The organism is Sphingomonas sp. SphC10 (genome assembly GCF_057004845.1).
Map to the genome: position 1 here is coordinate 2,418,584 of NZ_CM168044.1, position 25,013 is coordinate 2,443,596.

Below are 25,013 nucleotides of genomic sequence, written 5' to 3' on the forward strand. Positions count from 1 at the left end.
ATTGCCTCTGCGGAAACGCATCCTTTCCCGCGTCCTGCTTGATCCCCATCGCGACCCGCGCCACATGGGGGTCATGCTGATCGAGACCGAACCGACGCCCAACCCGGCGACGCTGAAATTCCTGCCCGGCCGCAAGGTTATGGACAGCGGCACCCGCGACTTCGCCTCGCCCGAGGAAGCCGCCGCCAGCCCGCTGGCCGAGGCGATCTTCAACCTGGGCGACGTGACCGGCGTGTTCTTCGGCCGTGACTTCGTCTCGGTCACGGTTGCGCCCGGCACGGACTGGTCGGACGTGAAGCCCGATGTGCTGGGCATCCTGCTCGACCATTTCTCGGCGCAGATGCCGTTGTTCCGCCAAGGTGCGGCGGACTTTTCGGTGCCGTCGGAGGACAGCTTCACCGACGATCCCGAGGATGCCGACATCGTCGCCCAGATTCGCGAGCTGATCGACACGCGCGTTCGCCCGGCGGTCGCTAATGACGGCGGCGACATCGTCTATCGCGGCTTCGACAAGGGCAAGGTGTACCTGAAGATGCAGGGTGCCTGCGCTGGTTGCCCCTCGTCCACCGCGACGTTGAAGAACGGCATCGAGCAGCTGCTGCGCCATTATGTCCCCGAAGTCACCGAAGTGAGGGCCGTCTGATGAACCCCATCGACGATGCCAGCCTCGACCGGCTGTTCCGCGAGGGCCGCACCTTCAACCATTATCTCGACAAGGCCGTAGGCGAGGACGAGATCCGGGCGATCTGGGATCTGATGAAGATGCCGCCGACCTCGACCAACCAGAGCCCGGCGCGCATGGTGTGGTGCCTGAGCGCGGAGGCGAAGGAAAAGCTCGCATCCTGCGCCTCGGACAGCAATGCCGACAAGATCCGCAACGCGCCCGCCGCCGTCATCATCGGCATGGACGTGAACTTCCACGAAACCCTGCCGCAGCTGTTCCCGCATGTGGACGCCAAGAGCTGGTTCGACGGCAATACCGAACTGCGCGAGGCCTCGGCCTTCCGCAACAGCTCGCTCCAGGGCGCCTATCTGATCCTCGCCGCGCGCGCGCTGGGGCTGGATACCGGTGCGATGTCGGGCTTCGACCAGGGCGCGGTGGACAAGGCGTTCTTCGCCGACCAGCCGGGCGTTCGGTCGAATTTCATCGCGACGCTGGGTTATGGCGACACGTCGAAGCTGCATCCGCGCAACCCCCGGCTGGCGTTCGAACAAGCCAACCGGATCGCCTGAGCCAAACTTGCGCACGCTGGTCATCGACACCGCCACCGCCGCCTGCTCGGTCGCCCTTCTCGACGGCGACCGGGTGGTCGCGCATGGCCATGACGTGGTCGGGCGTGGCCATGCCGAACGGCTGGTGCCGATGATCGCGGCCTTGCCCGATGGCGGCCGGGCGGCGCGCATCCTGGTCGATTGCGGGCCGGGCAGCTTCACCGGCATCCGCGTCGGCATCGCGGCGGCGCGCGGGCTGGCACTGGGCTGGGGCGTGACCGCGACCGGCTATCAATCGCTGGCGCTGGTCGCCGCCGCCGGGTTCGCCGCGCGCGACGACGCCGCGCTGACGGTCGTGCTGGAAGGCGGGCATGGCGAGGTCTTCGTCCAGGCCTTTGCCCGCGACCTGACCGCCCTTTCCCCCTTTGCCTCGATGAAGCCCGATGCCGCGCTTGCCGCGTTGGAGGGCCGGGTCGCGATCGGCAACGGGGTCCGCTGGCTGACCGCATTGGCACCCGATCTGCCGGTGGTCGAAGCGCTGCCCGATGCGTCGGAGGCATGGCGGCTGCCCGCCGACCTCACCGCCCTGCCCCCGCGCCCCGTCTATGGCCGAGCCCCGGACGCCAAGCTGCCCGGCGGGATCACGCCGCCCGACGCCGTCGGCCTCGGGGCCGCCTGATGGCTAGCATCGGCATCTCGCTTCGCCCCGGTGACGCGCGCGACGCCGGTGTCGTCGAACGGGTCATGGCCGCCGCCTTCGACCCGCAATGGGGCGAGGCCTGGACTCGCTCGCAGCTACTTGGCGTCATGGCGCTGCCCGGCATCAAGCTGCTGGTCGCCGAGGCGGGTGAGGATCCGGCGGGCTTCGCGCTGACCCGTTCGGTGCTGGACGAGGCGGAATTGCTGCTGCTGGGCGTCACGCCGGAGCATCGCCGCACGCGGATCGGCAGCCTGCTGGTCGAGGCGGTCGTCGCCGACTGCGCCGCACATGGGGTGGAAACGCTGCATCTGGAGGTGCGGTCGAACAATCCCGCCATCCTGTTCTACTCCGCGCATGGTTTTGCCAAGTGCGGCGAACGGCGCAATTATTATAAGGGCGCCGACGGGCGCCATTATGACGCGCACACCTATCGACGGTCGATCGCAACCCGGGCTATCGGCTGACCCGATCACTGTTTCCGGGTTATTGCGAGTCGCTATCCCCTTTTCGCAATTAGGCTTTGGGGGTAGAGAGGGGTTTGCCCGAGGAGTTGAAACGTTACCATGGCCCGCAAAATCGATCTCGAAGCGCTGTGCGCGCAAAAGGGACTGCGCATCACCGAACAGCGCCGCGTGATCGCCCGCGTCCTGTCGGAGGCGGAGGACCATCCCGATGTGGAAAAGGTCTATGAGCGTGCCGCCAAGATCGATCCCGGCATCTCGATCGCGACCGTGTACCGCACCGTCCGCCTGTTCGAGGAAGCGGGCATCCTGGACCGCCATGATTTCGGCGACGGCCGCGCCCGCTACGAACCTTCGCCCGAGGCGCATCACGACCATCTGATCGATGTCGAGACCGGCCGCGTGATCGAGTTCGTCGACCCCGAACTGGAACAGCTGCAAAAGGCGATCGCCGAGAAGCTGGGCTTCCGCCTGGTCGATCACCGGATGGAGCTTTACGGCGTCAGTCTCGACCGCAAGGGATGATGGCAGCGGCCGTCCCCGACGACGCCGACAGCAAGGGCGGCCTGCGAGCAGCGGGTCGCCTTTTATGTATCGTGGGCGTGCTGCTGATCGCGCTGGCGCTGCACGGGGCGTGGCGGCTGGCCGGACGCACCTCGCCCTGGCCGCCCCGCTTCCTGTGCCGGGTCGCGATGATCCTGGGCGCGGACATTCGCGTCGTCGGCACGGCCGAACGCCGCGATGTGATGATTGCGGCCAATCACCTGAGCTGGATGGATATCCTCCTGCTGGCGGGCACGTCGGGCACGCGTTTCGTCGCCAAGGCGGAGGTGGCGGCGCTGCCGCTGGTCGGCTGGCTCGCCGGACTCAACCGTACCCTGTTCGTCGAGCGCGGCGATCGGCTGGGCGTGGGCGATCAGGTCGCGACGATCCGCACCGCCCTGACCGAAGGGCCGCCGCTGGCGGTGTTTCCGGAAGGGACGACCGGCGACGACCTCAACCTGCTGCCCTTCAAGCCCGCGCTGTTCGCCGCCCTGGTGCCGCCCGTCCCCGGCATCCGCGTGCAGCCGGTGCGGATCGACTATGGCGCGGCGGCGGGCGATCTGGCCTGGCTCGGCACCGATCCGGGGGACGCCCATGTCAAACGGGTGCTGCGGCGGCGGGGGCGGTTCACCGTCACGCTCCATTATCTCGCACCATTCGACCCGGCAGACTTCCCCGACCGCAAGGCGATCGCAGCGGAAGCCCGGCGGCGAATCGTCGAAACCTGATCTCCGTCGCGGCCAGTGCGCCTTCCCGAAGCTGGCGAGCGGGCGACTTTTACGATAAGGGCCGCGTCATGCCCGCATCTCCCAAGACCTTCCACGTCAAGTCCTTCGGCTGTCAGATGAACGTCTATGACGGCGAGCGCATGGCCGAATTGATGGCCGCGCAAGGCCTGTCGACGACCGACGATGCCAGCGCCGCCGATCTGATCGTCCTCAACACCTGCCACATCCGCGAGCGCGCGACCGAGCGGGTCTATTCGGAGATCGGCCGTCTGCGGAAGGATGCGGGCGAGCAGGGCCGCAAGCCGATGATCGCGGTCGCAGGCTGCGTCGCCCAGGCCGAAGGGGCGGAGATCGTCCGCCGCGCCAAGGTCGATGTGGTGGTCGGCCCGCAGGCCTATCACAACCTGCCCGATCTGGTCGCCAGGGCGGCGGCGGGCGAGGCCGCGCTCGACACCGACATGCCGGTCGAGTCCAAGTTCGTCCACCTGCCCGGCCGTCGCAAGGTGAACCCCTCGGCCTTCCTGACCGTGCAGGAAGGCTGCGACAAGTTCTGCACCTATTGCGTCGTGCCCTATACGCGCGGTGCCGAGGTCAGCCGATCCTATTCGGCGATCATGGACGAGGCGCGGTCGCTGGTCGATGCGGGCGCGCGCGAGATCACGCTGCTGGGCCAGAACGTCAATGCGTGGAACGATGCCGACGACCGCGGCCTGCATGGCCTGATCCGCGAATTGGACCGGATTCCGGGGCTGCACCGCATCCGCTACACGACCAGCCATCCCAACGACATGACGCAAGGGCTGATCGACGCGCATCGCGACGTCGAAAGCCTGATGCCCTTCCTCCATCTGCCGGTGCAGTCGGGCAGCGACCGCATCCTGAAGGCGATGAACCGCCAGCATACGCGCGACAGCTATATGCGGGTGATGGACCGCGTGCGCGCGGCGCGGCCCGACATCGCGCTGTCGGGGGATTTCATCGTCGGCTTCCCCGGCGAGACCGAGGCGGACTTCGCGGACACGCTGAGCCTGGTCGACGCGATGGGCCATGCCCAGGCGTTCAGCTTCAAATACTCGCCCCGCCCCGGCACCCCCGCCGCGACGATGGCGGATCAGGTTCTGCCTGAGGTGATGGACGACCGCCTCCAGCGTCTCCAGGCCGCGCTCAACCGCGACCAGCATGCGTTCAACCTCGCCAGCGTCGGACGGACCTGCACCGTCCTGCTCGAACGGCGCGGCAAGCTACCCGGCCAGATGCTCGGCAAGTCGCCCTGGCTCCAGTCGGTCCACCTGATCGGCGACCACCAGATCGGCGACCTGGTCGAGGTCGAACTGGTCGCCGCCGGACCGAACTCGCTGACCGGCCAGGCGAAGGTAAAGGCGGCGGCGTAAACCCCAACCTCCGTTCAGGCTGAGTGAAGTCGAAGCCTACGCCTGCGCTTCCGCAATTTTGTTCGCGCGGAGACGCGGAGACGCGGAGGTGCCTGGCTCGTCGATGCTTCATCCGGCCCTCGCGACCGGGAGACCTATTTGAAAGCCAATGGCTCACAGGCCAAGATCGCGGCTAGATACACCCTCTCCGCGCCTCCGCGCCTCCGCGCGAACCAAAATCTTTTTAATCGCGCAGAGGCGCAGAGAGCGCAGAGGAAGAAGAAGGTCTCCCGACCGCCACGCAGGGCTCTTCTTCTCTGCGCCCTCTGCGCCTCTGCGCGCAAAAAAGCCTCATCGCGTCACACCTATGTCACGCAATTTCGCTGGCGTTCCGACCGGTGCCACCCCATCTTGGGGAAACCACAGACGGTGAAAGGACCGCATGAGCCGCAAGCCCCTCCCCGCCCAGGCCGGTGAACGCAGCCGGGCGGAACTCAGCTTCGACAAGCCGCAAGTGCTGGCGCAGCTGTTCGGCCAATATGACCGCAATCTGGTCGCATTGGAGAATCGCCTCGGCGTGTACATCACCGCGCGGGGCAATCGGGTCGGCCTGGAGGGTACCGCCGAGCAGGTGGCGCTGGCCCGCGACGTGCTGAACGACCTCTATGCCCGTATCCAGCGCGGCGAGGAGGTGGATACCGGCCTGGTGGACGCCTCGATCGCGATGGCTTCCGAGCCGACGCTCGACGGCATCCTCAGCGCCGAGCGCAGTTCGACCCCGTCGGTCATGATCCGCACGCGCAAGAAGACGATCGTGCCGCGCACCCCCGCCCAGGCGCATTATATGAAGGAGCTTGTGTCCAACGACATGATCTTCGCGCTTGGTCCGGCCGGCACCGGCAAGACCTATGTCGCGGTCGCGCAGGCGGTGGCGCAGCTGATCACCGGATCGGTCCAGCGGCTGATCCTGTCGCGCCCGGCGGTCGAGGCGGGCGAGAAGCTGGGCTTCCTGCCCGGCGACATGAAGGAGAAGGTCGATCCCTATCTCCGCCCGCTCTATGATGCGCTGCACGACTGCCTGCCCGCCGAGCAGGTGGAGCGGCGGATCGCCAGCGGCGAGATCGAGATCGCGCCGATCGCCTTCATGCGCGGCCGGACGCTGGCCGATGCCTTCGTCATTCTCGACGAAGCGCAGAACACCACACCCGCCCAGATGAAGATGTTCCTGACCCGCTTCGGCCAGAACAGCCGCATGGTCATCTGCGGCGACCCCAACCAGGTCGACCTGCCCGGCGGCGTCGCCGCATCCGGGCTGGCCGATGCGGTGCGTCGCCTGGAGGGTGTCGAGGGCATCGCGATGAGCCGCTTCACCGCCGCCGACGTCGTCCGTCATCCGATCGTCGGGCGGATCGTCGACGCCTATGAAGGGCCGAACGCCTGAGCCTGCTTTCGCCAACATCTGCTTTCGTTGGCGTAACGATGGAACTGTTGATAGGGGGCGGCGATTTTCACCATCACCGCCCCGCTGCCCTTGAAAGGCTCCCATGATCGAAATCGCGCTGATTCATGAAGAGCCCTGGTTGGGCGACGAGCAGAACTGGGAGGCGTTGGCCACCACCGCCGCGCGTGCCGCGATCGAGCGGACGCCCTACGGCCCGCTGCTGACCACGCCCGCGCTGATCGAGATTTCGGTGCGGCTGACCAGCGATGACGAGGTTCAATCGCTCAACCGCCAGTATCGGCAGAAGGACAAGCCGACCAACGTCCTGTCCTTCCCGATGGTCCAGCCCGACCTGATCGAGACGGTGACGCAGAACTCCGACGATGGTGAGGTTCTGCTGGGCGATATCGTGCTCGCCCACGGCGTCTGTGTGGCGGAAGCGGCCGAACGCGGGATTTCCGCCGAAACGCACGCGACTCATCTGCTGGTGCATGGCGTCCTGCATCTGCTAGGCTATGACCATATGAACGATGGCGAGGCAGAAGCGATGGAGGCGATCGAACGCGACGCGCTGGCCAGTCTCGGCATCGCCGATCCCTATCTGATACGCGAGGACTGACACCCCCCGATGGCCGACGGCCCCAGTAGCAGCACCGGCAACGGTGACTCCAACGAATCCAGCATCTGGCACGGGCTGAAGAGCCTGATCTTCGGCGGCGATCAGGAAGAGTCGCTCCGCGACCAGCTGGAGGATGCGATCGACCGGCACGAGGGCGATCCCGGCCCCGATGCCAAGGGCGACCTGACCCCGCTAGAGCGTCAGATGGTCCGCAACCTGCTGCATTTCGGCGAGCGCGATGCCGGTGACGTGGGTGTGCCCCGTGCCGACATCATCGCGGTCGAGGAGCGCACGACCTTCGACCATCTGGTCCAGATCTTCGCCGAGGCCGGACACAGCCGCCTGCCCGTCTATCGCGAGACGCTCGATTCGATCATCGGCATGGTGCATATCAAGGACGTGTTCAACATCCTGGCGACCGGTGCGGAGCATCCCGCCACCATCGCCGGGCTGATCCGCGATCCGCTCTATGTGCCCATGTCGCGCGGGGCGCTCGATCTGCTGGCCGACATGCGCCAGAAGCGGGTGCACCTGGCGGTGGTACTCGACGAATATTCGGGGACCGAGGGCCTCGTCACCATCGAGGACCTGATCGAGGAAATCGTCGGCGAGATCGAGGACGAGCATGACGAGGCGCCGCAGGCGCTGCTCGTGCCGCTCGATGGCGGTGCCTGGGATGCGGATGCGCGCGTCGGGCTGGAGGAGGTCGGCCGCGCCGTCGACCCGCAGCTCGAAGAAGCGGAGGACGATGTCGACACGCTGGGCGGCCTGACCGCCGTGCTGGCAGGACAGGTACCTCCGGTCGGCACCTGTATCGACCATCCCAGCGGCTGGCGGATCGAGGTGACGGAGGCCGATGAGCGTCGCATCCACCGCCTGCGCCTCCATCCGGCGGTGGCCACGGTCGACGAGTGATCCGTGCCTATCGGGCCGGGGATCGCGACGCCTGCCTGGCGCTGTTCGACGGCAATAGCGCTCCCTATTTCGCGCCGTCCGAACGCGCCGACTTCGCGCATTTCCTCGACCATGATGCGGCGAAATGGGCGTTTCAGGTGGCGGAACGGGATGGCCACATCGTCGGCTGCGGCGGGATGGCCATCGGCGGGAACGGTCGAACTGGGTATTTCTGCTGGGGCCTGGTCGACCGCACGCGCCATAGACAGGGCATCGGCACCGCGCTGGTTCGCGTACGACTGGACCGGGCCGCCCAAGCGGATGTCCGCGAGGTCCGGCTGGATACCAGCCAGCATAGCCGGGCCTTTTACGAGCGGCTGGGCTTTCAGGCCGAGCGTGACAACAGATGGATATGGGCCAGGGCTCGACCGCTGCGATATGGTGCTGACGCTTCGCCCCCTGCCCTGGAGCAACGGATAGGCGGTTTGCCGGACGGCCCGACAAACCGCACTCTGTTCAGCCCTGCGCCTGTTGATACCGAAAGCGCATCAGACTAGCACTCTGCGAACCATCACGCGGCGCGGCACATCGCGCGGCCGTCTCGCTCTCGACGCATTGTTCGTAGCTCGAGTAATAAATGTCGAGACGCGGCCGTCCGGCGAAATCGTAGCCAGAGCAGCGGATTTCCACTTCCTGCTCACAGGTTGGCGCCGCAACGACCGGACTGGCCGTTCCCGCAATGGCAACCGTCGCCAGTGCAGCAAACCCTGGAACGGACAACGCAATCCTTTTCATCTCGGCCTCCCTGAAATGGTTCTTGGCGAGACCGGGTGTAGATGTTGGCATGAGGCGGACAACGGCGAATAAGTCCGTTTTGGATGGATGCCGATACCGCCCCGGAAAATCATGCAATCGATCACAGATCACATTTTAATAGGTTATCTCTGCCGGACGCTCTGCCCTATGTCCGGTTGGGCAGCCGATTGACGGCACAGGAACATGATTTCGAGGTTTCCCTGATCGAGGGCGCGAAATAACTCCCTGACATTCGCGTCTTCGACGGCCGCCGGTACGCTCCCCGTGGTACCGGCGGCCAAATATGTCGGTCAGGACTCGAGCAGCGTACCGACGTCCCGCGCCGCCACTATCCAGCGATAGAAGGCGTCTTCGAGATAATAGCGTAGCTGAACCGGCTCCATCGTCACCTTCTTGGCGTTGCCCACGCATGGACGGGCTTGGTCCAGCACCATCATCGTCAGGCGTTCCTGCAAGGCCGGATCGCCATGCGCCTGCACCATTCGCGTCACGAGATCAGGACGGAGTCGCGTCATGCAGATGCCGATCTGAAACAACAACCGATCAGTCGGGATACGCCGTGCATTTCGCCCGGCTTCCCGTACGTTCAGGCGCTGCTGAATCACCGGATTGGTCACCTCCGCCTCGCTCAGCGCGGCGTCGGGGGCGTAGCGTGCCATCGCCTCTTCCAGCAGGGCGCCGCGATCATACAGGTTGCGGCACGTCACGATGTCGAGCTGCGCGACCGGATTGCACTCGCCAAGCTGCGGCGGCGCGCTGGCGAATGGCAGATCGGAATAACAGCTCGCATTGGCGCGGATGATGCGGTCCAGCGCATAGGTCTGCGGTGCGCTGTTCATATCGCCGTCAATCAGCGGCCCGAGCATTTGAGCGTCGAGATTCTTAGCGCATTTGGCAAAGCTCGCGGAACGACTGGCGACCATGGCGAAGCTTTGCCCGGTGATGATCTTGTTGATCCCCGGAGGGGGCGGCGCCTTGCGGTCGTTATTCCCCTGCACGACGACATCTGCAGGTTCTCCCGCTTTCTCCTTTACCGGAACCTTGGCCTTTTCCTGCGGCGAGGCGGCGACCTGCGCCATCGGCAGCAACAGGATCGTTGCCATGACCACGATTTTCTTCAACATCCGAACACCCCCCGAACGATGGAATGACGACACCTATGCCCCCGAATTCCGAAACATACGAGTATTTTTTGGAAGACCCGGAAATACTTGTCTTTACCTGTCCACCAACTACAATTTTATTGGCGCCAACCGGTCACACTTGACGCTATGGTCAAGTGGCAAAGCATCGCACCAAAAATGTGCTCCGCCTTCGCGTTGCGCCTTCCCCCCACGCCGCGCCCACCCTATCCTCGCGCCATGCGCAAACATGTTCTGATTGTCCTTGGCATCATCGTCCTGATCGGCATCGGTATCGTCGCCTGGCTCGCCTGGCCCGACACGGCGCGGTTGAGCGTCGATCAGGTTGCGGGCGCGCGTCCGACGATCGAGACGCCGCGCGAGCAGACGATTCCCACGGTCGACATCGCCAAGCCCGTCGGCTGGGCGAACGGCGCCAAGCCCAGCGTCGCGCCGGGCTTGGCCATCCAGCCCTTTGCGAGCGGCCTCGACCATCCGCGCTGGCTGTACCAGTTGCCCAATGGCGACGTGCTGGTCGCCGAAACCAACTCGCCGCCGCGGCCCGGTTCGGGGATCGTGCAGCGGGTGATGAACTTCTTCCTGGGCCGGGCGGGCGCGGCGGTGCCTTCGGCCAATCGGATCACCCTGTTGCGCGACACGGACGGGGACGGCTTGGCGGATGTGAAGACGCCGTTCCTGACCGGGCTCAACTCGCCCTTCGGCATGGTGCTGTTCGACGGGCAGCTCTACATCGCCGACACCGACGCACTGGTCCGCGTGCCGTACCAGGAAGGCGCGACGAAGATCACCGCCAAGCCGGAAAAGGTCGTGCCCCTGCGCCCGGCGGGCAATCACTGGGCGCGCAACGTGATCGCCTCGGGCGACGGCAAGACGCTGTTCGTGTCGGTCGGCTCGTCGAGCAATGTCGCCGAGAATGGTCTGGATCTTGAAAAGAACCGCGCCGCGATCCTGCAGGTCTGGCCGCAGGACAAGAACTGGCGAATCTATGCGGCTGGGCTGCGCAACCCGAACGGCATGGCGCTGAACCCGGTCAACGGGCGGCTATGGACCGTGGTCAACGAGCGCGACATGCTCGGCTCCGACCTGGTGCCCGATTATCTGACCCAGGTGGAGTTCGGCGATCACTTCGGCTGGCCCTGGTATTATTGGGGGGGCTATCCCGACAATCGGGTCCAGCCGACCAATCCGCCCCTCCAGCAATATGTGAAGCGCCCCGACTATGCGCTGGGGCCGCACGTCGCCGCGCTCGGCCTGACCTTCTCGGAGGGCGCGAAGCTGGGCGACAGGTTCGCGCGCGGGGCATTCATCGGCGAGCATGGCTCGTGGAACCGCAAGCCGCCTTCGGGCTACAAGGTCGTGTTCGTGCCCTTCGCGGGCGCCTTTCCCGTACCCAACGCCAAGCCGGTCGAGGTGGTCGGCGGCTTCCTGAACGCCAAGGGCGAGGCGCAGGGGCGGCCCGTGGGCGTGATCGTCGACAAGACGGGCGGCCTGCTGGTCGCGGATGACGTCGGCAATGTGGTGTGGAAGGTCAGCGCGGCGAAGTAATTATCGAGCTGGAAACAGTCCCCCGCCATGGCGATCGTCACAGGGCTTTCCCCGAAAATTGCCGTTCCGGCGATCGTTGCTCTGGTCATAATCGCCACCGCAGCTGGCCTGCCCAGCATGACCCGCAGAAACGCGCGGCCAAGCTATGATTGGGGTGAACGGGTCCCGGCATCCATTTATGAATGGCCGCCGGGTTGCCTGAAACGGGACTATAGAAAGCATGATCGTCTTCCGAAGACATGCACGTACCGGCGCCGGTATAAGCTGACCAATCCTACGGACCTCGGCCTATCGGTAGGCAAGGGTGAAGTCTGGTATCGGGTTGGAGATGACGCGCTGTTGCTGGATTGTCAGACCTGGGGGCGGGACTGTATCATCAGGAACAGCGTTCCAGGCAAATTCACGACCAAGCGCCAATGAAATAGATTGCTTGCCGCCCCGCTCGCTGCGCTACTTCAACAGCTTCGGTGCCTCCGAGCGGATCACCGCCTCCAGCTGGCTGGAAAAGAGTGACAGGAAGGCGGGCAGGTTGACCACCGCATGGACCTTGTCCTCATAGACGGTCGCCTGTGCGCCGATCGACTGGCCCATCGCGCCGACGGTGAAGTGCATCGTGTCGCCGTCCCAGCGATGCTCGACGGTGGCGCCGCCGGGGATCATGCGGCCGATCTTGCCGATGCCGCCGTCCAGCCGCTGGCGCACGCCCTCCTTGCCGAGCTTGTGCGGGATATCGAGCGAAATGGGGGCGCTCATGCGGTCATCTCCGTAGCAAAGAGCATCGCGTCGTCGGCAAAGGCCTTGAACTCCAGCGCGTTGCCGCTGGGGTCGCGGAAAAACATCGTCGCCTGCTCACCCGGCTGGCCCTTGAACCGGACATAGGGGGCGATGCCGAAGGAGATGCCCGCCGCCTCGACCCGTGCGGCCAGTTTTTCCCAGTCCGGCATGGTCAGGACGACGCCGAAATGCGGCACCGGCACCTGATGGCCGTCGACCGCATTCTCGACTGCAACCGGCTTGGCGGCGGGATCAAGATGCGCAACGATCTGATGACCAAACAGATCGAAGTCGATCCAGTGATCGCTCGACCGGCCTTCGGGGCAGCCCATGACCTCGCCATAGAAATGGCGGGCGGCGGTCAGGTCGTGGACCGGGAAGGCGAGATGGAAGGGGCGCAGGGTCATGAGGGGAAGCTAGGGTGGCGGGGCGGGGTTTGCCAGTCCTTGCAAGCGTTTCCGCCCCTCCACCACCCGGCTCCGCCGGGCGGTCCCCCTCCCCAAGCATAGCTTGGGGAGGATTTGTGCAGTTCATTCCTCCCCAAGCTCTGCTTGGGGAGGGGGACCATGCGCAGCATGGTGGAGGGGCATCGCCACTGCCCGGGCCCGCTCCGCCGCACCGGCCGCCAGCCGGATCGCCACACATCCCGCATTGCTCCTGTCACAGGCCCGCGCCATATCCTGCCGCCGTGACCCGCTATCCCGCTCTCCTCGCCCTGATCGCCGGGGCCGTCGCCGCCTGTGGCTTTGCCCCGCTCGACCTCTGGCCGCTGTTGCTGGTCGGGCTGATCGTCCTGCTCGCGCTGGTGCAGGATGCGCCGAGCATCCGGGGCGCGCTGTGGCGCGGATGGGCGTTCGGGGTCGGACATTTCACCGTCAACAACAACTGGTTTCAGCACGCCTTCGACTTTCAGGACAAGATGCCGCCGGTGCTGGGCTATTTCGCGGCGGTCGGACTGGCGCTCTACCTCGCGATCTTCCCGATGGCGGCGGCGGGCGTGGCCTGGAGGTTGCGGGGGCGGCGACCGGATGCCGCCTATGTGCTGATCTTCGGTGCGGCATGGATCGCGACCGAATATTTACGCGCGCGTCTGTTCACCGGCTATGCCTGGGACCCGTTGTCGGTCGCGTGGCTGCCGGTGATCGGCGTGGCGCGGATGAGCGCCTTTATCGGCACCTATGCCCTGTCGGGGCTGACCGTGGTGCTGGCGGGCGCGATCTGGCTGGCGCTTCGCAGGCATTGGTATCTGGCGGCGGTGATGGTGCCCGCGACCGGGCTGGCCGCGCTGTCCGCTCCGCTGACCCGCGCCGCCGAGCCCGCCGCCGACGCGCCGCTGGTCCGCGTCGTCCAGCCCAATGTCAGCCAGGACCAGCGCGGGCAGAGCGACGGGCCGCTGCTGCTCGAACGCCTGACGCAATTGTCGGGACGTCCCGGCCCCCGCCCCCGGCTGATCGTCTGGCCCGAGGGCGTCGTGCGCGACATGATCGAGGACGGTTACCCAGACTGGGCCTATTTCGGGTTCAACTATGCCCCGCCCTTCTGGACGCGCCGCCAGATCGCCCGCGTGCTGGGACCGCGCGACACGGCGCTGGTCGGGGGCACCGCGCTGCTCTTCTCGCCCGACCGCGCGCGGGTGAGCAGCGCGACCAACAGCGTCTTTGCGATCGGCCCTTCGGCACGGATCACCGGCCGCTACGACAAGGCGCATCTCGTGCCTTATGGCGAATATCTGCCCATGCCATGGCTGTTGAAGCCGCTGGGCCTCGCCCGCCTCGTCCCCGGCGACATGGACTTCACCCCCGGCCCCGGTCCGCGCAATCTGCGCGTCCCGGGCTTCGGGCCGGTCGGGGTACAGCTCTGCTACGAGATCATCTTCTCCGGCCAGGTGGTCGACGAAGCACATCGCCCGCGCCTGCTCTTCAATCCGTCGAACGATGCCTGGTTCGGCCGCTGGGGCCCGCCGCAGCATCTGGCGCAGGCGCGGATGCGGGCGATCGAGGAGGGGCTGCCGATCATTCGCGCCACCCCGACCGGCATCTCGGCGATCATCGCCGCCGATGGCCGCCTGATCGCCACCGTACCCCATGAGACGGCGGGCGCGGCGCAAGCCCCCCTGCCCGCCGCCCTTCCGCCCACGCCCTTCTCGCGCATCGGCAACATGATGGCGCTGGCCATCGCCGCAGGCCTGGCCGCGATCGGCGTTGCCTTCCGCCGCCGTGGCCGCTAGGACCGATATAAAGCTATCTTTATATCCTTATGAGGACGGGAATGCGGAACTCGTACATCTTTACCTCGGAATCGGTTTCCGAAGGTCACCCCGACAAGGTCGCAGACCAGATCAGCGACTCGATCGTCGACCTGTTCCTGTCCAAGGATTCGGAAGCGCGCATCGCGTGCGAGACCCTGACCACCACCAACAAGGTCGTGCTGGCGGGTGAAATCCGCTGCAAGGGCGTGTTCGAGAACGACCAGTGGGCCGAGGGCGCGCTGGAAGAGATCGAGCAGACCGTGCGCGATACCGTCAAGCGGATCGGTTACGAGCAGTCGGGCTTCCACTGGCAGACCTTCGACTTTTCGAACAACCTGCACGCCCAGTCGGCGCACATCGCGATGGGCGTGGACGAGAGCGGCAACAAGGACGAAGGCGCCGGCGATCAGGGCATCATGTTCGGTTACGCGACCGACGAGACGCCCGGCCTGATGCCCGCGACCCTCTATTACAGCCACAAGATCCTGGAAAAGATGGCGGCCGACCGCCATTCGGGCGCGGCCCCCTTCCTGGAGCCCGACGCCAAGAGCCAGGTCACGCTGCAATATGAAAACGGCGTGCCGGTCCGCGCGACCGCGATCGTCGTGTCGACCCAGCATTCGGCCGAATTGTCAAACGAGGCGGGCCAGGCCAAGCTCCGCGACTATGTGAAGTCGGTGCTGACCGACATCCTGCCCGAAGGCTGGCTGCCCGAGGAGAAGCAGATCTACGTCAACCCGACCGGCCTGTTCGAAATCGGCGGCCCGGACGGTGACGCCGGTCTGACCGGCCGCAAGATCATCGTCGACACCTATGGCGGCGCAGCACCGCACGGCGGCGGCGCGTTCAGCGGCAAGGACCCGACCAAGGTCGACCGCTCGGCGGCCTATGTCGCGCGCTACCTTGCCAAGAACGTCGTTGCGGCGGGTCTGGCCAAGCGCTGCACCATCCAGCTCTCCTACGCCATCGGCGTCGCCGAGCCGCTGTCGGTCTATGTCGACCTGCACGGCACCGGCCAGGTCGAGGAAGCCAAGCTGGAGGCCGCGCTGCCGAAGCTGGTTCGCCTGACGCCGAAGGGCATTCGCGAGCATCTGAAGCTGAACGCGCCGATCTATTCGAAGACCGCGGCTTATGGTCACTTCGGTCGCGAGGCCGAGGGCGCGCTGTTCACCTGGGAAAAGACCGACCTGGTTGACCAGATCAAGGCCGCCGTCGCCTGATCCCGTCCATCCGGTAAAGCAAAGACGCCCGTGCGGAGACGATCCGCGCGGGCGTTTTTCTTGGCCCTCGCCCCGCGCCGAACCGCCATTTCATTAGGTCTTAACCCATAAGAGGGCCTGATGGCGTCGATGGCATCGATGTCGACATGGGGGAAAGAGGGCGGCCCGGTCGGTTCGACGCCGAACGCCGGGGGCCGTGGCTATCCCGCGCTGGACGCCCTTCGCGGCCTGGCGGCGATCATCGTCGTCTATTACCATGTCACGGGCGTGGCGACCGGCTTCCGGGGCGGGATATTCGGTCATGGCTATCTGGCCGTCGACCTGTTCTTCGCGCTCAGCGGCTTCGTGCTGTTCCACGCCTATGAAGAGCGGTTCCGCCAGGGCCTGTCGGTCGGCGCGTTCCTGTGGCTGCGGTTGATCCGGCTCTATCCTCTCTATGCGATCGGCCTGTCGATCGGTCTGGCGGCGAACGGGCTTATCCTGCTGATCGACCCGACGCAGGGGATCACGGGCGGACATTTGCTGTCGAGCATCGCGACGGGGCTCGTCCTGCTGCCGTCTTTGCCCCCGACGGGAGACCTGTTCCCGCTGAACGGGCCCTGCTGGACGCTCATGCTGGAATTGATGGCCAATATCCTGATGGCGATCCTGTGGCGGCGGATCAGCGTGCGGACCATGGTCGTCCTTTGCGCAACGCTCGCAGTGATCCTGACGGTCTATGTCACCGCCCATGGCGATGTGGCGGCAGGCGACAAGTGGAGCAATCTTTTGTTCGGCCTCGTCCGCTGTGCCCTGTCCTTCTCCATCGGGATTCTGGTTCGCCTTCTCTCTGGCGGCCGAACGCCCGGGACGGCTCCGGGTAATGTCATGCTGGGCCTGCTGTGCCTCGCGCTAGCCGCCCTACTGATTTGCTCGCCCCCCGCGCAGTACGCCGGGCCCTATGATTTGGCCTTCATCCTCGTCGCGTCGCCGCTCTTCATCCTGCTGGGATCGCGCATCGCGCCGACGGGATCAACGGCCCGCCTTTGCTCCCTGTCCGGCGGGACGTCCTATGCGCTTTACGTCACGCATTGCCCCATGATCGGCGTCGTCCTTCTGTGGAGCTACACCACCGGGACGCTCGTCTATCGGGACCATCTGTTGCTGTTCGCCAGCGGCTATACGTTCGTCTTTGCCGCGCTGGCCTATGCCCTGGACCGCCTGTACGACATTCCTGTGCGGCGTTGGCTGGGGCGCCAGCAAGGGTCGATGGCCCCGAATGCTATTCCCGTGCCTCGCCCTGTACCTGACCATGGGCGAGCAGCGTAAACAGCCCCGCCCCACCGACCAGATTGCCCAGGATCGCCGGGAGCATCAGCCCGAACATCGCCCGCTCGACGGACACCTGACCGGTGAACAGCAGCAGGAACGCCTCGTCCGCGCCGACGATCGAGTGGCTGAATCCGGCGATCGCGATGACATAGGTGATGGCCAGAATGATCCAGAAGGCCTGGGTCCGGCCATTGGGCAGGATCCAGGCGACCACCGCGATCAGGAACCCGGCGGGGATGGCGTTGATGAACGTGTCCCACCCGCCCAGCTCCAAGATACGGACCGACACGGCGACCATCGACTCGCGAATCTCGGCATTGCCCAGCGCCCCCGCCGCCACCATGCCCGCGGCCAGCGCGGTGCCGATCAGATTGGCGACCAGCACGATCCCCCAGAGTCGCAGCGTCCGTTGAAGCGCCCAGGCCGATGGCTTCGTCACCAGCGGCAGCATCGCGGTGATGGTGCTTTCGGTGAACAACTGCATCCGCCCGAGAATGACGACCAGAAACCCCACCGGATAGCCCAGCGACGCGACCAGTCCGCGCCACGGCGCCTCGGGCAGCCCGGCGTGAAGTGCCCCCTCGGCGATCAGCGAGCTGTGGATCGCGATCCCCGCCGCCAGCCCCGACCAGAACAGCGCACCGGCGGGCCGGTCCAGTTCGCTCTCCCCCGCCTCACGCACCGCGCGGTGGAGGTCCTTGGCATCGGCGGCCTTCTGCGCCTTTCCATCGGGTTGGGGAGCATCGTCTTGCATGGTGGAAGCGCAACGAGCGACCCCACCCTTGGCTCCCTGTCCGACCCGCGCTAAAGGCCCGGCGATGAACGATCCGACGACGATCCGCCGCCTTTATGGTCGGCGTCAGGGCCATAAGCTGCGCCAGGGCCAGGCCGCGCTGGTCGAAGAGATGCTGCCGACGCTGAGCGTGCCCGAGGAAGGCCCGCTGGATGCCGTGCGCCTGTTCGGCGAGGATCGGCCGCTTCAGGTCGAGATTGGCTTCGGCGCGGGCGAGCATCTGGCCGGACAAGCCGAGGCGACGCCGGGCACCGGCTTTATCGGCTGCGAGCCGTTCCTGAACGGCGTAGTCGGTGCGCTAGGCCATATCCGCGACCGCGAGCTGACCAATGTCCGCCTGCACATGGGCGACGCGCTGGAGGTGATCGAGCGGCTGCCCGATGCCAGCCTGGAGCGCGTATATCTGCTCCACCCCGATCCCTGGCCAAAGGCCCGCCATGCCAAGCGGCGGATGATGAACCACGGCCCGCTCGACACCATTGCGCGCAAGCTGAAGTCGGGCGGCGAATTCCGCCTGGGCACTGACGACCCGACCTATTGCCACTGGTCGATGATGATCATGAACGGCCGGGCCGATTTCGAATGGCAGGCCCGCACCCCCGCCGACTTCCTCACCCGCCCCGCCGACTGGCCCGAAACGCGCTACGAACGCAAGGCCCGCCGCCAGGGGCATGAGGTGTGGTATTTCAGGTATATCCGGCGGTAAGTCACCGATTTCTCTGATCTAAAGACGCAAAGCGCCGCTCCGGTGGTCGGTACGTGCCACGTCGAGCAGCCCCGGCATGGCCGCGATCGGGCGCAGGCCCCGTCGGGTCATCTCGGCCTGGATCGCCTGGGCATCGCCGCCGCCGGGCTCGGCACTGGCCATGGCGAAGGCCAGCAGCAGCGACTCGTCATCCATGAACTCCATGAGATCGGGGTCCAGCATCGGGTTCATCACCATCCTCCCATTCTATATCTGCATCAATAACAAGCAGATCGCCCGCTGGTTGCCAATGCCGCCGGTTTCGATGGCGATGCGCACGCCCTCTGGCGGGGCGGGGCCGCGTCGTTATAGACGGCGGCCTCGGAATTTGAGGCAAGACATGGTCGATGACAGCTGGGGCGTGACGCCGCCGCGCGGCGGACTGCGCGTCCGGACGAATGACAGCTTGGAGGAGCGCGCCGCCGCACGGGCCAAGGCGCGCGAGGCACGGGCGGGCGAGCGCAGCACGCTGATGGCTGGACGGATGGAGGCGCGCGCCGCGTTGCGTGAGCGCGAGACGCTGGCCCGCGAAGCCGAACGCGCCGCCCGGCGCGAGGCGGAGGAAGCCGCCGCCGCCAGGGACCCCCATGCCGCCGCCGCCAAGCGCCACCGTACCTCGGGCCGCAAGGACGTGGTGCGCGAGCAGCGCGATACGCGGGGCTACGCCACGGTGGTCGACGAGGGGCGGATTCGCGAATTGTCCAAGCGGGGGGCGTCGCTGTCGGGCCTGGCGGCGGCGTTCGGGATTACCGCCGAAGAGGTCGGGCAGATTCTGGCGACGGCGGAGGAATGATCCTCTTGAAACCGATCGACATTCATCCTCCCCCTTCTTCCCTCTCCCCTGGACAGGGAAGAGGGTTAGCGAAGCTTGCTGGCTAGCGCAGCTTGGGTGAGGGGAAGAAGGGCATAGCTGCATGTCGATCCACCCTAACGCCTTGCTTACCGAATTACGCTAAAGCCCGCATTCCATGGCCGATTCCGCCCCGCTCGCCACGCGCCCGCCGCGTCCCCGCTCCGCCGTCAGCCGGGGTGTCGGGTTGGCCGGGCTGGCGGGTTCGCTGGGCTGGATCGCTTTCGCGCGGTGGCGGCATCTCGACGGGCCTTATGCGGCGCTGCTGCATCTGGTCTGTGCGGGTGTGCCGATGCTGCTCTGGTCGGTACTGGCCGACAAGGTGCATCGCCATGCCTCGACCGGGATCGACTGGGCGAATCCCCGTCCCGCCCGCGAGACGCTGGACATCAGCCTGACCAAGCTGGCCGGGCTCTGGGCGACCTTTGGCGGGATCGCCCTGATCTTCGCGACGGGGCGCTTCTATTGGCAGGGGATTTTTGCCTTTGCCATGTGGTGCCTGAGCTGGATCGCGCCGCTGCTTTTCCTGCTGTCGATCCCGTACGTCATCTGGCTCGACCGGCGGCTGGTCAAGCCGAAGGACGGTGCGTGGATGCTGGGCGCATGGCTGACCGGGCAGCCGGGCGTGGATCGGCACGCCATCTACGCACATCTGCGATCCTGGGCGGTGAAGGCGTTCTTCCTGCCCTTCATGCTCGGCGTGGTGCCGGGCGGGTTCGGCATGTTCGTGCGGACCGACCTGAGCGTCGCGCTGCACGATCCGGTGGCGCTGGCCAATGGGCTGATCACGCTGATGTTCCTGATCGACGTCGCCTTTGCGACGATCGGGTACATGCTGACCATGCGGCCGCTTGATGCGCATATCCGCTCGGCCAATCCCTATGCGGCGGCTTGGGCAGCGGCGCTGATCTGCTATCCGCCGACGATCCTGATGGGCGATAACGGGCCGCTCAACTATCGGCCGGGGACCGCCGAGTGGAGCTACTGGTTCGCGGGGCACCCGGTGGTGCTGGCGGTGACGGGCGCGGTGCTGGTCGCCCTGACCGCCATCTATGCCTGGTCGACCGTGGCGTTCGGCATCCGCTTTTCCAATCTGACGCACCGGGGCATCCTGACCCACGGGCCTTATGCGGTGTCGCGGCACCCGGCCTATCTGTCGAAGAACATCTTCTGGTGGATCGCGACGATCCCGATCCTGTCGACCGGGACCTGGGTGGATGCAGCCCGCAGCACGTTGCTGCTCGGGGTGGTCAGCGGAATCTATTACTGGCGCGCGCGGACCGAGGAGCGGCATTTGTCGGCCGATCCGGCCTATCGGGATTATTATGAGTGGATGGAGCGGTACGGAGTGGTGCCGCGATTCTTCAGATGGGTTTTGGGGCGGGGGTAGGCCCTTGGCCTTCGACTTCGCTCAGGCTGAACGGATCGTGGGATATAACCCTTACTGCCGTTCAGGCTGAGCGAAGTCGAAGCCCACGCTGCTCCATCAGAAGCTCGCCTCGCCATACACCCGCGAGATGTCGCCGCCCCATTCGCCATGATAGCGGTCGAGCAGCACCTGCGCAGGTACCTTGCCCGAGCGGACGATCTCGCGCAGCGGATCGAGGAAGCCGGTCTCGTTATCCCCCGCCCCGTTCAACCGCGCGCGCGCCGCCAACCCGGCATGCGCGATATCGAGCACCTCGCCCGCGATATCGCGCAACCGTCCGCCACCCGGCAGCGGTGCGTCCAGTGCCAGCTCGGGCACCGAGTCGCGCAGCGCCTGCCGCTCATCGAGCGACGAGTCCTTGACCAGATCCCACGCCGCATCCAGCGCGCCGTTGTCGTACAACAATCCGACCCAGAGCGCGGGCAGCGCACAGATGCGGTTCCACGGACCGCCATCGGCCCCGCGCATCTCCAGGAAGGTCTTCAGCCGCACCTCGGGAAAGGCGGTCGACAGGTGATCGTTCCAGTCGTCGATCGTCGGCAGCTCGCCGGGCAGGACGGACAGCTCGCCCTTCAGGAAGTCGCGGAACGACAGACCCGCCGCGTCGATATATTTCCCATCGCGGTAGACGAAGTACATCGGCACATCGAGCGCATAGTCGGCATAGCGCTCATAACCGAAACCGTCCTCGAACACGAAGGGCAGCATGCCGGTGCGCGCCGGGTCGGTGTCCGACCAGATATGGCTGCGGAAGGACAGCTTGCCGTTGGGCTTGCCTTCGGTGAAGGGCGAGTTGGCGAACAAGGCAGTCGCCAGCGGCTGGAGCGCGAGGCCGACGCGGAACTTCTTCACCATGTCCGCCTCGGACGCGTAGTCGAGGTTCACCTGGATCGTCGACGTCCGCAGCATCATGTCGAGGCCGAGCGAGCCGACGCGCGGCATGTGGCGCAGCATGATCGCATAACGCCCCTTGGGCATGATCGGCAGCTCGGCGCGGGTCTTGTCCGGCCACATGCCCAGGCCCAGGAAACCGACGCCCAGCTTGTCGCCCGCCGCCTTCACCTGGGTCAGGTGACGCCCCGTCTCGGCACAGGTCTGGTGCAGATTGTCCAGCGGCGCGCCCGAGAGTTCGAACTGGCCCGCAGGCTCCAGGCTGATCGAGCCGTCCGCGCCGGTCAGCGCGATGACGTTGCCGCCCTCCATGACCGGCGCCCAGCCATATTGCTCCAGTTGCCCAAGCAGCGCGCGGATGCCCGAGGCTTCGTCGTAGGACGGCGCGTGGTGATCGCCCAGCGCATAGACGAACTTCTCGTGCTCGGTCCCTATCCGCCAGCGATCGCTGGGTTTTTCGCCGCGCGCGAAGCTGGCGATCAACTGGTCGCGCGACTCGATGATGGCGCTCTTGGCTGTGCTCGCGGTCTTGGTGCTCATGAACCGCGCCTTACGCGGGCGCGCGCGTCCACGCCATAGGCTGAATCAACGCCAGTCCCCCGCCGCCGCCATCCAGAGGGACACTGCCGCCGCCGCCGCGGTATCGGCGCGCAGGATACGGGGGCCCAGGCCGATGCCGATGGCGGCGGGATGCGCGCGGATCGCCTCGCGCTCCTCAACGTCGAAGCCGCCCTCGGGCCCGATCAGGATCGCCGCCGGGCCGTTATGCGCGCGCATCGCCTCCAGTGCGGGGACGCCGCCGGTCTCGTCGGCGAAGAACAGCGCGCGTTCCGGCGACCAGTCGCGCAGCAGCGCCGCCAGCTTGACCGGTTCGGCCACCTCGGGCAGCGCGGTGCGGCCGCATTGTTCGGCCGCTTCGATCATGTGCGTGCGCAGCCGTTCGGTATTGGGCTTGTCCACCACGGTGCGGCGGGTGACGACGGGGACCAGCCTTGCCACGCCCAGCTCGCACGCCTTTTCCGCCAGCCAGTCGACCCGACCTTTTTTCAGCGGCGCGGCGCACAGCCACAGATCGGGCACCGCCTCGCGCTCGCGGAGCATTTCCGTCACGTCCAGCGTCAGGTCGCGCTTGCCGACCGAGGCGGCGACGCCCAGCCATTCGCCGGTCCGGTCGTCGAACAGCTTGACCGGATCGCCGACCTTGGTCCGCATCACCGACACCAGATAATGCGCCGCCGGGCCGTCGATGCGGATCGGCCCCTCGGCCAGGGGCTGGTCGACGAACAGGCGGGGCGTGGATTGCGGCGGCCAGGCGGGGGTAGCGGGCATGGGCCTCGCTTACACGGGTCGCGCGGCACTTGCCACTTTTGCGGCTTCGGGTGTTGTCTGTCGCGAAAGGACGGACGATGGGCAAACATTACCAAGAGGAACTGGAGTCGCTGCAACTCGCGCTGGTGCGCACCCAGATGGCGATGGCGGGATCGGACGAACGCGTGGTGATCGTGCTGGAGGGCCGCGACGGCGCGGGCAAGGACGGCACGATCAAGCGGATCACCGAGCATCTCTCGGTCCGCGCCACCCGCGTGGTGGCGCTGCCCAAGCCGTCCGACCGCGAACGCACGCAATGGTATTTCCAGCGCTACGCCACGCACCTGCCCGCCGCCGGGGAAATCGTGATCTTCAACCGCAGCTGGTACAATCGTGCAGGCGTCGAGGTGGTGATGGGCTTCTCCACCGCCACCGAGCAGGAGGCGTTCCTGCGCGACGCCCCCGATTTCGAGCGGATGCTGGTCGAAAGCGGCATCAGGCTGGTCAAGATCTGGCTCGACATCTCGAAGAAGGAACAGGAAGAGCGGCTGGAGGCGCGGCGCACCGATCCGCTCAAGGCGCTGAAAGTGTCGGACATGGACAAGGTCGCGCAGGCCAAATGGGCCGATTATTCGGCGGCGCGCGACACGATGCTGACCCGCACCCACACCCCCTTCGCGCCCTGGCATGTCGTGCGCGCCGACGACAAGAAGGATGCCCGGATCGCGATCATCCGCCACATCCTACGCGGCATCGCCCCCGCCGATATCGCGGGCGGCGTGAAGGCGCCCGACCCGGAAATCCTGTTCCCGTTCGACATGGCCGCGCTGGAAGACGGGCGGCTGGCCAAATAGGGTTACGGCCGCATTAGGCAAATCTTCACGGGGGCGGGGATAGCGTGTGCGCAAATCCCCAGCGTCGAGGATCGTCCAGGATGTTGCCCCCTGCCCCCCGTATCGCCGCGACCCTGATCGTCCGGAACGAGGCGCGCTGCCTCGCACGCTGTCTGGAAAGCGTCGCCCCGTTCGTGGACCGCATCGTCGTGCTCGACACGGGTTCGACCGACCGAACCGTGGCCATCGCCAAGGCGGCGGGCGCCGAGGTGCATCACCTGCCCTGGCCGGACGATTTCGCCGAGGCGCGCAACCATGTGATGGCCTGCGCCGATGCCGACTGGAACCTGATGCTCGACGCCGACGAGTGGATCAGCGCGGGCGGCGAGCAGCTTCGTCGCTGGTGCGCGGGGCCGCCGCGGCTGGGGTCGGTCTGCATCGAGAACGAGACGGATGGCAGTGCCTACCCGACGCGCAGCTGGATTGCTCGTCTGTTACCGCGCGGCACCTATTATGAGGGGCGCATCCACGAACAGGTCGTCTCTCCCCTGCCGATCACCCCTACCCCGATCCATGTCGGCCATGACGGCTATCTCGCGGCCCAGAAGGCCAGGAAGATCGACCGCAATTACCAGCTGTTGCAGCGCGAACTCGCCGAGCAGCCGGACAATCCCTATCTGATGTTCCAGTTCGGCATGGAAGCGCAGGCGCGGCGCGATCTTCCGACCGCCTGCGACTATCTGCAGCGCGCCCTGGCGACCGCGCCGCGCGATGCCGGGTGGCGGCACCCGCTGGTGACGAGCGCCATGACGCTGATGGCCTATATGGGGCGGCGCGACGAGGCGCTGGCGCTGGCCTATGCCGAATTCCCGCATTGGCAGCACTCGCCCGACTATTTCTGCGTACTGGGGGACATATTGTTCGATCAGGCGCTGGCCGACCCCGCACAGGCGATCGACCATTGGCTGCCGCTGGCGCAAGGGGCCTGGGAACGCTGTCTCGCAATCGGCGAGCGACCCGATCTGGACGGCAGCGTCGCCGGACGCGGCAGCTATCTGCCGCAGCAGAGCCTCGACATCGTGCGGTCGCAGCTGGCGACGCTGGCCGCCTGAGGCCGATCAACCTTTACCATCTCCATGA

The 25,013-nt window shown here is 66.3% G+C and carries 28 protein-coding genes; 21 read left to right on the top strand and 7 right to left on the bottom strand.

Annotated features, from left to right (window positions below; translation table 11 throughout):
- Positions 1-73 precede the first annotated feature (73 nt).
- From ACWKSV_RS11000 to ACWKSV_RS11055, 12 genes are all read left to right on the top strand, one after another.
- A complete protein-coding gene (locus ACWKSV_RS11000) occupies positions 74-643 on the top strand; it encodes a NifU family protein (protein WP_056437140.1) in 570 nt (189 codons plus the stop codon).
- Entirely contained in the window at positions 643-1,233 is a 591-nt protein-coding gene (locus ACWKSV_RS11005; protein ID WP_076717586.1) for a malonic semialdehyde reductase, read from the top strand. Before ACWKSV_RS11000 ends, ACWKSV_RS11005 begins: the two co-directional genes overlap by 1 nt.
- A 7-nt stretch (positions 1,234-1,240) precedes the next feature.
- Entirely contained in the window at positions 1,241-1,891 is a 651-nt protein-coding gene (tsaB, locus tag ACWKSV_RS11010; RefSeq protein ID WP_076717588.1) for a tRNA (adenosine(37)-N6)-threonylcarbamoyltransferase complex dimerization subunit type 1 TsaB, read from the top strand.
- Positions 1,891-2,376, top strand: a complete 486-nt coding sequence (locus tag ACWKSV_RS11015; protein ID WP_076717590.1) for a GNAT family N-acetyltransferase — start codon at positions 1,891-1,893, stop codon at positions 2,374-2,376. The genes tsaB and ACWKSV_RS11015 overlap by 1 nt, the downstream gene beginning before the upstream one ends.
- A 99-nt stretch (positions 2,377-2,475) precedes the next feature.
- Complete coding sequence (locus tag ACWKSV_RS11020; RefSeq protein WP_007406973.1) at positions 2,476-2,898, top strand: Fur family transcriptional regulator; 423 nt, start codon at positions 2,476-2,478, stop codon at positions 2,896-2,898.
- On the top strand, positions 2,895-3,644 hold the full coding sequence (locus ACWKSV_RS11025; protein ID WP_076717592.1) for a lysophospholipid acyltransferase family protein: 750 nt from the start codon (positions 2,895-2,897) through the stop codon (positions 3,642-3,644). Before ACWKSV_RS11020 ends, ACWKSV_RS11025 begins: the two co-directional genes overlap by 4 nt.
- A 68-nt stretch (positions 3,645-3,712) precedes the next feature.
- Positions 3,713-5,035: a tRNA (N6-isopentenyl adenosine(37)-C2)-methylthiotransferase MiaB gene (miaB, locus tag ACWKSV_RS11030; protein WP_076717593.1), complete on the top strand. Its 1,323-nt coding sequence runs from the start codon at positions 3,713-3,715 to the stop codon at positions 5,033-5,035.
- 421 nt (positions 5,036-5,456) lie between these two features.
- On the top strand, positions 5,457-6,455 hold the full coding sequence (locus ACWKSV_RS11035) for a PhoH family protein (RefSeq protein ID WP_056436576.1): 999 nt from the start codon (positions 5,457-5,459) through the stop codon (positions 6,453-6,455).
- A 103-nt stretch (positions 6,456-6,558) separates the two neighbouring features.
- Complete coding sequence (gene ybeY, locus ACWKSV_RS11040) at positions 6,559-7,074, top strand: rRNA maturation RNase YbeY (protein ID WP_076717595.1); 516 nt, start codon at positions 6,559-6,561, stop codon at positions 7,072-7,074.
- A 9-nt stretch (positions 7,075-7,083) separates the two neighbouring features.
- Positions 7,084-7,989, top strand: a complete 906-nt coding sequence (locus ACWKSV_RS11045) for a hemolysin family protein (RefSeq protein ID WP_056436571.1) — start codon at positions 7,084-7,086, stop codon at positions 7,987-7,989.
- Positions 7,986-8,525 carry a GNAT family N-acetyltransferase gene (locus ACWKSV_RS11050; RefSeq protein ID WP_216637073.1) on the top strand — a complete coding sequence of 180 codons (540 nt, stop codon included), beginning with the start codon at positions 7,986-7,988 and terminating at the stop codon, positions 8,523-8,525. Before ACWKSV_RS11045 ends, ACWKSV_RS11050 begins: the two co-directional genes overlap by 4 nt.
- A 321-nt stretch (positions 8,526-8,846) precedes the next feature.
- Positions 8,847-9,005: a hypothetical protein gene (locus ACWKSV_RS11055; protein ID WP_483666796.1), complete on the top strand. Its 159-nt coding sequence runs from the start codon at positions 8,847-8,849 to the stop codon at positions 9,003-9,005.
- A gap of 69 nt (positions 9,006-9,074) precedes the next feature.
- Here ACWKSV_RS11055 and ACWKSV_RS11060 read toward each other — a convergent pair whose 3' ends face one another.
- On the bottom strand, positions 9,075-9,863 hold the full coding sequence (locus tag ACWKSV_RS11060) for a hypothetical protein (protein WP_483666797.1): 789 nt from the start codon (positions 9,861-9,863) through the stop codon (positions 9,075-9,077).
- A 282-nt stretch (positions 9,864-10,145) separates the two neighbouring features.
- Here ACWKSV_RS11060 and ACWKSV_RS11065 point away from each other — a divergent pair, with 282 nt between their 5' ends.
- Positions 10,146-11,471, top strand: coding sequence for a PQQ-dependent sugar dehydrogenase (locus ACWKSV_RS11065; RefSeq protein WP_076717599.1), 1,326 nt, complete (start codon positions 10,146-10,148; stop codon positions 11,469-11,471).
- Between the two features lie 450 nt (positions 11,472-11,921).
- On the opposite strand, the gene ACWKSV_RS11070 is transcribed toward ACWKSV_RS11065, so the two are convergent.
- Positions 11,922-12,224 carry a polyhydroxyalkanoic acid system family protein gene (locus ACWKSV_RS11070; protein ID WP_076710944.1) on the bottom strand — a complete coding sequence of 101 codons (303 nt, stop codon included), beginning with the start codon at positions 12,222-12,224 and terminating at the stop codon, positions 11,922-11,924.
- Positions 12,221-12,652: a VOC family protein gene (locus tag ACWKSV_RS11075; protein WP_076717601.1), complete on the bottom strand. Its 432-nt coding sequence runs from the start codon at positions 12,650-12,652 to the stop codon at positions 12,221-12,223. Before ACWKSV_RS11075 ends, ACWKSV_RS11070 begins: the two co-directional genes overlap by 4 nt.
- Before the next feature lie 281 nt (positions 12,653-12,933).
- Here ACWKSV_RS11075 and lnt point away from each other — a divergent pair, with 281 nt between their 5' ends.
- The 3 genes from lnt (at position 12,934) to ACWKSV_RS11090 (ending at position 17,021) form a co-directional block, all read left to right on the top strand.
- Positions 12,934-14,472, top strand: coding sequence for an apolipoprotein N-acyltransferase (gene lnt, locus ACWKSV_RS11080; RefSeq protein ID WP_076717603.1), 1,539 nt, complete (start codon positions 12,934-12,936; stop codon positions 14,470-14,472).
- Between the two features lie 41 nt (positions 14,473-14,513).
- Positions 14,514-15,713: a methionine adenosyltransferase gene (gene metK / locus ACWKSV_RS11085; RefSeq protein ID WP_076717605.1), complete on the top strand. Its 1,200-nt coding sequence runs from the start codon at positions 14,514-14,516 to the stop codon at positions 15,711-15,713.
- A 120-nt stretch (positions 15,714-15,833) separates the two neighbouring features.
- On the top strand, positions 15,834-17,021 hold the full coding sequence (locus tag ACWKSV_RS11090) for an acyltransferase family protein (protein ID WP_076717607.1): 1,188 nt from the start codon (positions 15,834-15,836) through the stop codon (positions 17,019-17,021).
- Here the strand turns inward: ACWKSV_RS11090 and ACWKSV_RS11095 are convergent.
- Positions 16,975-17,778: a formate/nitrite transporter family protein gene (locus ACWKSV_RS11095; protein WP_076717609.1), complete on the bottom strand. Its 804-nt coding sequence runs from the start codon at positions 17,776-17,778 to the stop codon at positions 16,975-16,977. The two genes, ACWKSV_RS11090 and ACWKSV_RS11095, sit on opposite strands and share 47 nt — an antisense overlap.
- A 64-nt stretch (positions 17,779-17,842) precedes the next feature.
- Between ACWKSV_RS11095 and trmB the strand changes: the two genes are divergently transcribed.
- A complete protein-coding gene (gene trmB, locus ACWKSV_RS11100) occupies positions 17,843-18,523 on the top strand; it encodes a tRNA (guanosine(46)-N7)-methyltransferase TrmB (RefSeq protein WP_076717611.1) in 681 nt (226 codons plus the stop codon).
- 18 nt (positions 18,524-18,541) lie between these two features.
- Here trmB and ACWKSV_RS11105 read toward each other — a convergent pair whose 3' ends face one another.
- Positions 18,542-18,754: a hypothetical protein gene (locus ACWKSV_RS11105; RefSeq protein WP_156361213.1), complete on the bottom strand. Its 213-nt coding sequence runs from the start codon at positions 18,752-18,754 to the stop codon at positions 18,542-18,544.
- Between the two features lie 148 nt (positions 18,755-18,902).
- Between ACWKSV_RS11105 and ACWKSV_RS11110 the strand changes: the two genes are divergently transcribed.
- Together ACWKSV_RS11110 and ACWKSV_RS11115 are read left to right on the top strand one after the other, a co-directional pair.
- Positions 18,903-19,355, top strand: a complete 453-nt coding sequence (locus ACWKSV_RS11110) for a hypothetical protein (protein WP_076717613.1) — start codon at positions 18,903-18,905, stop codon at positions 19,353-19,355.
- Between the two features lie 175 nt (positions 19,356-19,530).
- Entirely contained in the window at positions 19,531-20,802 is a 1,272-nt protein-coding gene (locus tag ACWKSV_RS11115; protein ID WP_172839697.1) for a methyltransferase family protein, read from the top strand.
- 96 nt (positions 20,803-20,898) lie between these two features.
- Here the strand turns inward: ACWKSV_RS11115 and ACWKSV_RS11120 are convergent, their stop codons facing one another.
- Both ACWKSV_RS11120 and ACWKSV_RS11125 read right to left on the bottom strand, forming a co-directional pair.
- Entirely contained in the window at positions 20,899-22,272 is a 1,374-nt protein-coding gene (locus tag ACWKSV_RS11120; RefSeq protein ID WP_191864605.1) for a glutamate--cysteine ligase, read from the bottom strand.
- 45 nt (positions 22,273-22,317) lie between these two features.
- The gene (locus tag ACWKSV_RS11125; protein WP_076717616.1) at positions 22,318-23,061 is read right to left on the bottom strand and encodes a 16S rRNA (uracil(1498)-N(3))-methyltransferase; all 744 of its coding nucleotides are present in this window, start codon (positions 23,059-23,061) and stop codon (positions 22,318-22,320) included.
- 77 nt (positions 23,062-23,138) lie between these two features.
- On the opposite strand from ACWKSV_RS11125, the gene ppk2 reads away from it, so the two are divergent.
- Positions 23,139-23,894, top strand: coding sequence for a polyphosphate kinase 2 (ppk2, locus tag ACWKSV_RS11130; protein ID WP_076717618.1), 756 nt, complete (start codon positions 23,139-23,141; stop codon positions 23,892-23,894).
- Positions 23,895-23,974: 80 nt separating this feature from the next.
- A complete protein-coding gene (locus tag ACWKSV_RS11135) occupies positions 23,975-24,985 on the top strand; it encodes a glycosyltransferase family 2 protein (RefSeq protein ID WP_172839698.1) in 1,011 nt (336 codons plus the stop codon).
- Positions 24,986-25,013: the final 28 nt, after the last annotated feature.